The 9,991-nt window shown below is 70.7% G+C and carries 9 protein-coding genes; all 9 read right to left on the bottom strand.

The features are described 5' to 3' along the window. Positions 1-135 precede the first annotated feature (135 nt). The 9 genes from AB0M56_RS35675 to AB0M56_RS35635 all read right to left on the bottom strand — a co-directional run bounded on the left by AB0M56_RS35675 (position 136) and on the right by AB0M56_RS35635 (position 9,965). Positions 136-1,974 carry a feruloyl-CoA synthase gene (locus AB0M56_RS35675; RefSeq protein ID WP_364184605.1) on the bottom strand — a complete coding sequence of 613 codons (1,839 nt, stop codon included), beginning with the start codon at positions 1,972-1,974 and terminating at the stop codon, positions 136-138. A gap of 48 nt (positions 1,975-2,022) precedes the next feature. After that, on the bottom strand, positions 2,023-2,499 hold the full coding sequence (locus tag AB0M56_RS35670) for a MarR family transcriptional regulator (protein ID WP_364184603.1): 477 nt from the start codon (positions 2,497-2,499) through the stop codon (positions 2,023-2,025). A gap of 27 nt (positions 2,500-2,526) precedes the next feature. After that, entirely contained in the window at positions 2,527-4,362 is a 1,836-nt protein-coding gene (asnB, locus tag AB0M56_RS35665; RefSeq protein ID WP_364184615.1) for an asparagine synthase (glutamine-hydrolyzing), read from the bottom strand. A gap of 165 nt (positions 4,363-4,527) precedes the next feature. Continuing rightward, entirely contained in the window at positions 4,528-5,118 is a 591-nt protein-coding gene (locus tag AB0M56_RS35660) for a TetR/AcrR family transcriptional regulator (protein WP_220243583.1), read from the bottom strand. 22 nt (positions 5,119-5,140) lie between these two features. Further along, complete coding sequence (locus AB0M56_RS35655; protein ID WP_364184601.1) at positions 5,141-6,445, bottom strand: ABC transporter substrate-binding protein; 1,305 nt, start codon at positions 6,443-6,445, stop codon at positions 5,141-5,143. After that, positions 6,442-7,512 (bottom strand): branched-chain amino acid ABC transporter permease, encoded by a 1,071-nt coding sequence (locus tag AB0M56_RS35650; RefSeq protein ID WP_364184599.1) that lies wholly within the window; start codon positions 7,510-7,512, stop codon positions 6,442-6,444. The genes AB0M56_RS35655 and AB0M56_RS35650 overlap by 4 nt, the downstream gene beginning before the upstream one ends. Continuing rightward, positions 7,509-8,387 (bottom strand): branched-chain amino acid ABC transporter permease, encoded by an 879-nt coding sequence (locus AB0M56_RS35645; RefSeq protein WP_364184598.1) that lies wholly within the window; start codon positions 8,385-8,387, stop codon positions 7,509-7,511. The genes AB0M56_RS35650 and AB0M56_RS35645 overlap by 4 nt, the downstream gene beginning before the upstream one ends. After that, on the bottom strand, positions 8,387-9,094 hold the full coding sequence (locus tag AB0M56_RS35640; RefSeq protein WP_364184596.1) for an ABC transporter ATP-binding protein: 708 nt from the start codon (positions 9,092-9,094) through the stop codon (positions 8,387-8,389). Before AB0M56_RS35640 ends, AB0M56_RS35645 begins: the two co-directional genes overlap by 1 nt. Continuing rightward, on the bottom strand, positions 9,087-9,965 hold the full coding sequence (locus AB0M56_RS35635) for an ABC transporter ATP-binding protein (RefSeq protein ID WP_364184594.1): 879 nt from the start codon (positions 9,963-9,965) through the stop codon (positions 9,087-9,089). The genes AB0M56_RS35640 and AB0M56_RS35635 overlap by 8 nt, the downstream gene beginning before the upstream one ends. Positions 9,966-9,991 lie beyond the last annotated feature (26 nt).

Below are 9,991 nucleotides of genomic sequence, written 5' to 3'. Positions count from 1 at the left end.
GCGTCCGAGAAGAGGATCCGCACGTGAACGACGACCGCAACCGCTCCTGGCCCGACCGGGATCCCGATCCGCGGCGTCACGATCGAGACGCCGGCACGATCTCGCGGGGGGTGCCTCAAGAGGCGAGGGGGGCGGTCAGCCCGCGGCGATGATGGCGACGTCCGGGCTGTCAGCGTAAAGGCGTTCGACGAACGCCACGCGCCGGGCCAGGACGCGGCGCTGGTTGAGGTAGCCCTTGTCCGTGATCTCGCCCGCGTCGAGGTTCGGCGGCTCGGCCAGCACCACGAGCCGCTCGACTCGGCCCGCCGACCCGGCCGCCGCGTTCATCGCGGCGAGCAGCTTCCCGACGTGCGCGCGCAGCTCGGTGTGGACCACACACCCGTCCGAGGCATCGAGCGAACCCCCGAACAACGCCCGCGCTTCGGCCTGGTTGAGCCAGGCCAGCGCGCTGACGTAGGAGCGGTTCTCCCCCGCGATCACCGCGTCGGACAGCAGCGGCACGGCCGAGAGCAGCCCCGTGCGCAGCGCGCCGACGCGGACGAACGTGCCCGTGTCGAGCTTGAAGTCCTCCGCGATGCGGCCACCGAACAGCAGCCCGGCGTTCGGGTCGGCCGAGGCCGGCACGGCGGCGTCGCCGGTGCGGTAGAAGCCTTCGTCGTCGAATGCCGCGTCCGTGAGGTCGGGCCGGTGCAGGTAGCCGGGCGTCACGGAGGCGCCGCGCACGCGGATCTCCCGCGCCTCGCCCACGGGCGCGAGCTTGACCTCGAGCCCCGGCAGCGGCACGCCGATGCACCGCGCGTCGTCGAACGGGAAGTGCGCGCTCGTCACCGCGGGCGCCGTCTCGGTCGCGCCCCACGAGCTCGTCAGCGGCACGTCGACGCCCGCTGCCCTGGCCGCATCCGCCAGCCGCGTGCGCAACGCCGCCGGCAACGCGGCCGCCGCGTTGAACAGCAACCGCAGCCGCGAGAAGAACACGCGCGCGAAGTCGGGGTCCTGCTCCAGCACGGGCACGAGCTGCGCGTAGCCGGCAGGCACGTTGAAGTAGCGCGTGGGCTGCGCCGAACGCAGGTTCTCCAGGCTGCGGCCGAACAGCTGCGGCGCCGGCTTGCCGTCGTCCACGTAGAGCGTGCCGCCGTTGTGCAGCACCAGGTCCACGTTGTGGTTGCCGCCGAAGGTGTGGCTCCACGGGAGCCAGTCGACGAGCACGGGCCGCTCCTCACCCAGGAACGGCCACGCCTGCCGGATCGACTGCTGGTTCGCGCACAGCATCCGGTGCGTGTTGAGCACGCCCTTCGGCGAACCGGTCGAGCCCGACGTGAAGAGCACCTTCGCGAGCGTGTCCGGTCCCGTCGCGGCGTACGCGGCTTCAAGCTCCGGGCCCGGCGAAGTGGCCAGCAGGTCGTCGAGGGATTCCGCGCCCGGCACGGTGTCGACCTCGCGCGCCAGCACCACGCTGGGCCGCTCAAACCTGGGCCGATCAACACCGCGCCGATCAACGCCAGGCCCCTCGACGGCGGCGAGCGCCTTCGCGAACGGACCACCGGCCTCTGCGAACACCAGCCCCGGCTTCAGCACCTTCGCGATCTCCCGGATCCGCGCGTGGTCGCCGCTGAGCAGGGAGTACGCCACACTGATCGGCGCCACCGGCACGCCCGCAGTCAGCGCGCCGAGCGTGAGCGCGAAGTGCGCGACGGAGTTGCCCGAAAGGATCATCACCGGCCGGTCCGGCCCCAGGCCGCGGTCGAGCAGCGCCTGCCCGAGCGCGTCGGCGCGGCGGCGGACCTCGCCGTAGGTCAGCGTCGTCCAGCCGTCGCCGTCGCGTTCGGCCACCAGCGGGTAATCCGGGTCGGCTTCGGCCCAGTCCCGCAGCATCGCGGCCACGCTGCGCGGATAGGCGCCCAGCGGGTCGCGGGAGCGGAAGACGACGCTCCCGTCCGGCCGGTCCTCGCGTTCGACGTCGGGTTCAGCGAACATTCGACCGTCTCCTCCGTGAGACCCGTGAGAACGCAGCATCTCACGCAACTATTGCGGGTCGCGAGAAATTTGTCGAATGTCAGTTTCCGCGCCGTCGGTCATCCGGCGCAGCACGGCGCCCGCCTTGAGCAGCAGCTCGACCTCGTCCTGCTCGAGGTCGCCGAACCGCTCCACGAGCACCCGCGACTCGTCGCGCACCACCGCGCCGAGCCGGCGCCGGCCCAGCTGGGTGAGGTGCACGTAGCTCACGCGCTTGTCGCCGGCGTCGGCCGCGCGCGCGACGAAGCCGGCCTCCTCCATGGCGTGCACGACCTTCGTGGCCGTGGGCTGGGAACAGCCGACCTCCTCGGCGAGCGCGCCGATGCGCAGGGGTCCGGAGCGGGCCAGCTTGGCGAGCACCAGCAGCTGCGTGCGCGGCAGATTGTCGGGTGGCGCCGCCCGGTGCAGCTCGCGCAGCAGCCGGTACAGCGACAGCACGAACTGGAACGCCTCGTCGGCGTCGACGTCCGGCGACTCGCCCACCATGGCCCGCTCCTCACCCTCGTGGTCACCTCACCGGATGCGCAGCTCCGGTGAGTACAGATCGAACCAGGTCGCGAAGTTCAGCACACGCTCCACGAGTGGCCGGAGGAAGGGCACGGTGTCCTCCCGGGCAAGCAGGCCCACGAGCAGGCCGCGGTCGAACAGGTCGAACACGGGGTGTGCCGGCGCGGCCAGCAGGTCGCCGACCTGGTCGCGCAGGGCTTCGAGGTACTTCGGGTCCTGCGTCGACGGGTACGGGCTTTTCACCCGTTCGGCCACCGACACCGGCAGCACATCGCGGGCCGCCGCGCGCAGCAGGCTCTTCTCGCGGCCGTCGAACGTCTTGGTCGTCCAAGGTGTGTTGTAGACGTACTCGACGAGCCGGTGGTCGCAGAACGGCACGCGCACCTCGAGGCCGGTGGCCATGCTCAGCCGGTCCTTGCGGTCGAGCAGGATGCGCACGAACCGCGTGAGGTGCAGGTAGCCGATCACGCGCATGCGACGCTCGTGCTCGGTCTCGCCGGGCCGCGTGCCGGCCTCCGCGACCGCGGCCGAGTAGGAGTCCCGCAGGTGCGTGGCAAGGTCCAAAGAAGACCGCACACCCTCGGCGAAGATCCGGCTCACCCCGCGCTCGCCCGACTGCAGCCGCCGCACGAGCCACGGGAAGGTGTCGGCCTGCTGCACCTCCGGGTCGTGGAACCACGCGTAACCACCGAAGACCTCGTCGGCCGATTCACCGGACAACGCGACGGTGGAGCGCTCGCGGATCGCACGGAACAGCAGGTACAGCGAGCCGTCCATGTCTCCCAGCCCCGTCGGCAGGTCGCGAGCGCGCACCACGGCGCGGCGCACGGCCGGGTCGGCGAGCTCCGCCGAGTCGAGCACGATGTCCTGGTGCATCGAGCCCACGTGCTCGTGGACATCACGCACGTACGGCGCGTTCGGAGTGGACCGCAACGCGTCCGGCACGAAGTTGTCTTCCTGCCCCACGAAATCCACGGCGAAGCTGCGCACCCGCTCGTCCTGGTCGGCCAGCTGCCGCGCGGCCAGCGCGGTGATGACACTGGAGTCGAGACCGCCCGAGAGCAGCACGCAGCGCGGCACATCGGCCACGAGCTGGCGGCGCACGATGTCGTCGAGCAGCTCGCGCACGTGCTGCACGGTCACGCCGATGTCGTCGGTGTGCTCGGCCGGCTGCAGCTGCCAATAGCGGCGCACCTTCAGGCCGGTGCGGTCCAGGGTCACGACGGTGCCGGGCTCGACCTCGCGCATGCCCGCCCACACGGCCTGGCCCGGGTTCTTGGTGAACGACAAGAGCTCACGCAGGCCGTCCGTCTCCACGACGGGCCGGATCTCCGGGTGCGCGAGGATCGCCTTGGGCTCGGAGCCGAACAGCAGCCCGTCGCCGTGCGGCGAGTAGTACAGCGGCTTGATGCCCATCCGGTCACGGATCAGGACCAGGCGCTCCTCGCGCGGGTCCCAGATCCCGAACGCGTACATGCCGTTGAGGCGCTCGGCCAGGCCGGTGCCCCATTCCAGGTAGCCGCGCAGGACCACCTCGGTGTCGCTGTTGGTGGTGAAGCGGTGTCCGCGCGTCTGCAGCTCCGTGCGCAGCTCGGCGAAGTTGTAGACCTCACCGCTGTAGGTCAGCGCGACGGTGCCGCCGGCCTCGGCCGTCATCGGCTGCGTGCCCAGCTCGAGGTCGATGATGGCCAGGCGCCGGTGGCCGAAGGCCACGTGACGGTCGAACCACATCCCGCTCGCGTCCGGCCCGCGGCACGCCATGGTGGCGGTCATGGCCGCCACCGTCTCCCGCTCGGCCGCCAGGTCGCGGCCGTAGTCCACCCATCCCGTGATCCCGCACATGTCCAGCCCCCGGAACATCTTCAGAGAGAAACATTCATAGGGAATGAAACTGGTTTACGGGTGCGGGCGCCACCCGGACGAACCGGACTTGCGCGTGCCGATCCGGCCGGGACGCCGACGTTTGCGCTGCTTGAGCGAGCGTGGGACCGAGAGGGGTGACCTGCGTCACGAAGTGGGGTAGAGGCGGCCCATCAGCTCGAGGACCTCCTCGATCATCTGCCCCGCCTTCGCCTTCGACCCAGCGGCCGCGACCTCGCGGCCCGCCTCGGTCGACATCGCGGTGAGCGAGAGCACGAGCATGTCCGAAAGCGGCCGGGTGTGGCCGTTGACCAGCGTGGCGTTGGCCGTGAGCCACTCCCGGAACCGCTCGCGCGTGAGCAGGCCGAAGCCCGCCGGGCCATTGCCGGACAGGAACAGCCGGGCGAGCTTGCGCTCCTGCCAGCACCCTTCGAGGTAGGCGCGCGCTCCGGAGATGTAGAGCCGGAGCGCGTCCTCCTCGCCCTGCGCCAGCGCCGTGCGGAACGCCTTGGCGGACCGGTGCTGCTGGCGGCGGTTGTATTCGTTGTAGAGCGTGATGTACAGATCGGACTTCGCGACGAAGTGGTGATACAGGCTGCCGATGCTGGCGCCGGCCCGTTCGGCGATGGCGGCCATGCTCGCCTGCTCGTACCCCGACGCGGTGAAGACCTCACCGGCCGCCTCGAGCAGCGCCGCGCGGGTCGCTTGCGCCCGCTTGCTCCCTGTCGCCTCCGTCATGGCGTGATTGTGCCGGACGGACTCACGCCGCGGGGATGCCGTTGGCCGGAGCCGGAGGTTGCGGTTGTGTGTAGGGGGTCACGGGACCGTCACCGTCGTCCGTGGTGAGCGGCGTCCCGGACGGCACCTGCTTGCCGTCCTTGATGGTCGCGATCTGCCCGCCGGTGTAGCCGGCGTGCGAATCGGCGCCGTAGCGGAACGGCACCAGGCCCGGCCCGGTGAGGCCGCCCTTCTTCAGCGCGTCGACCACGCCCTGGCGCGTCGGGTTCTGCCCGGCGCGGGCGAGCGCCTGTGTGAACGTGTAGGCGTAGGCCATGGCGTAGTAAACGTTGCCGTCGAAGGGCACATTCGGGATGTACTGGTCGTGGATCTTCTTGAACAGCGCGGTCCACGAGTTGCTCGTGTCGTCGAGCGGCGGCAGGTAGGCCGAGGTGACCAGGCCTTCGATCAGGTCCTGGCCCTTCACCGACGAACCCGCCTGCTTGGCGAAGTTCTCCAGCAGCCCCGACACCGTGATCGGGTCGGCGCCCACACTGGACGCGACGAGCGTCGGCGAGTAACCGAGCTTCAGCGACGTCAGCTTGAACAACGCGGTGTAGGCCGGGATCGCCTCGAGCACCACGACGTCGGCCTTCGACGCCGCGATCGCCGACACCTGCGCGGCCACGTCGGTGTTGCCCGGCTGGTACGGCTGGCGCGAGACGACGAGGCTCTGGTCGATGTACTTGTCGAGGCCCTTCATGCCGTCGCGGCCGAAGTCGTCGTCCTGGTAGAAGTACGCGACCTTCTTGCCGGCCAGGTTCTTCTTCACGTAGTCGCCGAGGATCTTGCCCTCCACCGTGTAGTCCGGCTGCCAGCCGAACGTGTAGGGGTTCTTCTGCGGCTGGTCCCAGCATGTGCAGCCGGACGCGACGAACAGGTCGGGCACGCGCGAGGAGTTGAGGAAGTCGACAACCTTCGTGTGCGTCGGTGTGCCGAGCGAGCCGACGATCGCGAACACCTTGTCCTGCAACACGAGCTGCTTGGTCAGCGTGACGGTCTGGGCCGGGTTGTAGGCGTCGTCGAGGTACTTGAGGGTGATCTTGCGGCCGTTGATGCCACCGTTGGCGTTGACGTAGTCGAAGAACGCCTTCGCGGCCGGGCCCTGCTCGCTGTAGCCCGGCGCGGCCGTGCCCGTGAGCGGGATGGTGGACCCGATGGTGACGGTGTCGGCGGTGATCCCGGGCGTGGACTCCGCGGCGTCGTCGCCCGAGGCACAGGCGGTGGCGGTGAGGGCGACCACCGCGGCCAGGGCGACCGCGACGGATACTGGTCGGCGTACGGTCATCTTCTCGTCTCCTGACGGGTCTGGAGTGGACGGACGAAACGAGCCTTGAGCAGGGCGCCGAGTTTGCGGACCCCCGACTGGATGCCGCCGGGGAACGCGATGATCACCACGATCAGCACCAGCCCGTAGAGCACGAGCGGGATGTTCGCGTAGATCGCGCGGGGCAGGTCGGCCTGCTGCGCGAGGTCGGCGGTCCAGTTGGGCAGCAGGGTCACGATCACCGCGCCGTACACCGCGCCGGCGAGGCTGCCGAGCCCGCCGAGCACGGCCGCGGTGAGCAGGGACAGGGAAAGTGACAGCGTGAACGCCCCGGGCGCAGCCAGGCTGTTGACGATCGCGAACAGCCCGCCCGCCAAGCCCGCGAACGCCGCGCTGATGCCGAAGGTGACGATCTGCGTGCGGGCCACGTGCACGCCCGACAGCGCGGCGGCCTGCTCGTCTTCGCGCACCAGCCGCATGTCCCGGCCGATGCGGCTGCGCGTGAGGTTGGCGAGCAGAAACAACGTGAGCACCAGGCACAGGCCGCAGATCCAGGCCTGCCAGCGTTCGAGCGGAAAGGTCTCGCCGAGGGAAAGCGGCGGCGGGTCGGAGGTCACGATGAGGCCGTTGGCGCCGCCGAGCAGGTCGCGCAGGCCGTGGTAGTCGGCCAGCGACGGCAGGCCGACGGCGAGCGCGAGCGTCGCACCCGCCAGGTACGGCCCGCGCAACCGCGCCGCCGCGACGCCGACGAGCGAACCCAGCGCGCCGCCGACGACCACCGAACCGAGCAGCACGAGCACGAGCGGCCAGTCGAGGTGTTCCAGCAGCAGCGCCGTGGTGTAGGCGCCGACGGCCACGAACGCGCCGTGGCCCAGGGAGATCTGGCCGGACAGTCCGGAGAGGACGGTCAGGCCCGCCGTCGCGATGGCGGTGTAGCAGATCTGGGCGAACTGCAGGTTCGCGAACGAGTCGAGCGAGGTCGTGACGAAGTACAGCACGATCAGGCCCAGCACCGAGAGCGTGAGGTGGCGGACCAGCGTGGACCGCTGCCAGACGCGGACCGGTGCCGCCGCGGCGAGCGCCGTCATACCCGCCTTCCCTTCGTCGAACCGAACAGCCCTTGCGGACGCAGCATCAGCACCCCGATGAGGACGACGAGCGAGGCCAGCGTGACGATGTCGGACCCGAGGTAGCCGGCCACGTAGCTGAGCACGATGCCGAGCGCGAGCCCGCCGACGACGGCGCCCGGCGGGCTGTCGAGGCCGCCGATCACCGCCGCGGTGAAGCCGAACACCAGTACCGCGTCGAACGCCGTGGGGCTCACGAACGTGCTGGGCGCGACGAGCACACCGGCGATCGCGCCGACCGCCGCGGCCAGGGCCCAGCCGACCGTGAGCATCCGCCCGACGCGCACGCCGAGCAGGCGCGCGACTTCCGGTGCGAAGGCCGAGGCCCGCATCCGCAGGCCGAGGTTCGTCTTGCGGAACACCAGCGCCAGCACGGCCATCACGACGAGGACCACGAGCACGATCCACAGGTCGTTGGGTGCGAACAGCAGCTGGCGGTCGCCCGCCTTGAACCCCGCGATTCCGAACGCCGGCGGGTACGAGCGCGGGGTGCCACCGAAGAGCATCCCGGCCACGCCCTGCAGCAGCACGAGCAGGCCGAAGGTGACCACCACCGCGTCGAGCGGCGATCTCTTCTCCACCGGCCGCACGAGCACGCGTTCCACCACGGCGCCGAGGACCAGTCCACAGAGGACGGCCACGATCAGCGCCAGCCAGTACGAGCCACCGTGGGAGACGATCGTGTAGGCGATGAACGTGGTGATCATCAGCATGCCGCCCTGCGCGAAGTTCACGATCCGCGTGGAGCGCCAGATCAGCACGAGCGCCAGCGCGACGGCCGAGTACACGGCCCCGCTGGTGAGCCCGGCGAGGGTCAGGTCGAGGAAGCGGCCCATCACACCTCCAGGTAGGCGCGGCGCACGCGGTCGTCGGCCGCGAGGGTGTCGGCGGTGTCGTCGGCGACCTTGCGGCCGAGGTGCAGGACGACGGCCCGGTCGGCGACCGACAGCGCGGTCGCCGCGTTCTGCTCCACCAGCAGCAGCGTGAGGCCGTTCTCCTCGCGCAGTGTCCGCAGCACGGCCACGATCCGGGCCGAAACCCGTGGTGCGAGGCCGAGTGAGGGTTCGTCGAGCAGGAGCAGCTCGGGCCGGCTCATCAGCGCGCGGCCGATGGCGAGCATCTGGCGTTCACCGCCGGAAAGCGCTTCCGCGCGCTGGTGGCGGCGTTCGGCCAACGGGGGGAACAGGTCGTACATCTCGCCGGTGCCCGAGCGCAGCCAGTTCCGGTCGCGCCGCCACAGGCCGCCGAGGCGCAGATTCTCCTCCACCGTCAGCTCGGCGATCACGCCGCGACCCTCGGGCACGTGCGCGACCCCGAGGCGCACGAGATCTTCGGGCGCCAGGCGGGTGATGTCGTGGCCGTCGAGCTGCACGGCGCCGTCGCGCGGGCGGTGCAGACCACTGAGCGCGCGCAGCAACGTGGTCTTGCCGGCGCCGTTGGAGCCCAGCACGGCGGTGATGGATCCCTGCTCCACCACCAGGTCGACATGGTCGAGCGCCCGCACCGGCCCGTAGTCCACGACGAGCCCGCTGACGTCAAGCATGCGCACCGCCTTCTCCCGCGACGGCCGCCACGGGGTCGCCCAGATAAGCTCGCTGCACCTGCGGGTCGGCTCGCACCTGCGCCGGCGTGCCGCGCGCGATGACTTCGCCGAAGTCGAGCACCACCAGCCGGTCGCACAGGTTCATCACGAAGTCCATGTGGTGCTCGACGAGCATCACGGTGGTGGCCGGCGCCAGGCCGCGGACGATGTCGGCCAGCTCCCCCACCTCTGTCGCCGACAGGCCGGCCGCCGGTTCGTCGAGCAGCAGCAACCGGGGCTCGCTCACCAGGGCGCGCGCGAGGGCGACGCGTTTGCGCACTCCGTAGGGCAACCCGGCGCAGATCCGCCCCGCGTCACCGTCGATCCCGAGCTCGCGCAGCACCTCCATGGCGCGGCCGGCGAGGGCTCGCTCGTCGCGGTCGGCCCAGGGCGACGCGAGCAGCGCGCCGCCGAGGCTCGTGCGCGAGCGGTGCGTGGCGCCCGCGACCACGTTGTCCAGCACAGTCAATCCCGCGAACAGACCGAGGCCTTGCAACGTGCGGGCGATGCCGTGGCGGGTGAGCCGCTCGGGCCTGGGCCGCTCGAGGGCGTGGCCGGCGAAGGTGATCGTGCCGGAGTCGGGCCGCACGAACCCGCAGATCGTGTTGAACAGCGTGGTCTTGCCCGCGCCGTTCGGGCCGATGACGCCGAGCACGCACCCGGCGTGAACCTCCAGCGAAACCTGCCTGAGCACCTCGAGCCCGCCGAAGGAGACACAGAGTCCCTCAGCGCGCAGGAGTACAGGATCCTCGACCACGCTCACCCCACCGCCTCGTTGCAGTGACACCGGCAAAGCAGAATCCGATTCGGACGCGACGAACAGTACAGTCATCTCCCTTGCTTGCCCAGACCTGTTAT

This window comes from Amycolatopsis sp. NPDC051372, assembly GCF_040682095.1.
Lineage (GTDB): Bacteria > Actinomycetota > Actinomycetes > Mycobacteriales > Pseudonocardiaceae > Amycolatopsis.
Note: the sequence above shows the minus strand (reverse complement) of the source record. Positions and strands in the feature narration are given on the sequence as shown.

Coding starts and splice junctions, on each gene's coding strand:
- AB0M56_RS35660 (WP_220243583.1), bottom strand. CDS start 5,118: ATGACGGAGGCGACAGGGAGCAAGCGGGCGCAAGCGACCCGCGCGGCG.
- AB0M56_RS35645 (WP_364184598.1), bottom strand. CDS start 8,387: ATGGGCCGCTTCCTCGACCTGACCCTCGCCGGGCTCACCAGCGGGGCC.
- AB0M56_RS35650 (WP_364184599.1), bottom strand. CDS start 7,512: ATGACGGCGCTCGCCGCGGCGGCACCGGTCCGCGTCTGGCAGCGGTCC.
- asnB (WP_364184615.1), bottom strand. CDS start 4,362: ATGTGCGGGATCACGGGATGGGTGGACTACGGCCGCGACCTGGCGGCC.
- AB0M56_RS35675 (WP_364184605.1), bottom strand. CDS start 1,974: ATGTTCGCTGAACCCGACGTCGAACGCGAGGACCGGCCGGACGGGAGC.
- AB0M56_RS35655 (WP_364184601.1), bottom strand. CDS start 6,445: ATGACCGTACGCCGACCAGTATCCGTCGCGGTCGCCCTGGCCGCGGTG.
- AB0M56_RS35635 (WP_364184594.1), bottom strand. CDS start 9,965: ATGACTGTACTGTTCGTCGCGTCCGAATCGGATTCTGCTTTGCCGGTG.
- AB0M56_RS35640 (WP_364184596.1), bottom strand. CDS start 9,094: ATGCTTGACGTCAGCGGGCTCGTCGTGGACTACGGGCCGGTGCGGGCG.
- AB0M56_RS35670 (WP_364184603.1), bottom strand. CDS start 2,499: ATGGTGGGCGAGTCGCCGGACGTCGACGCCGACGAGGCGTTCCAGTTC.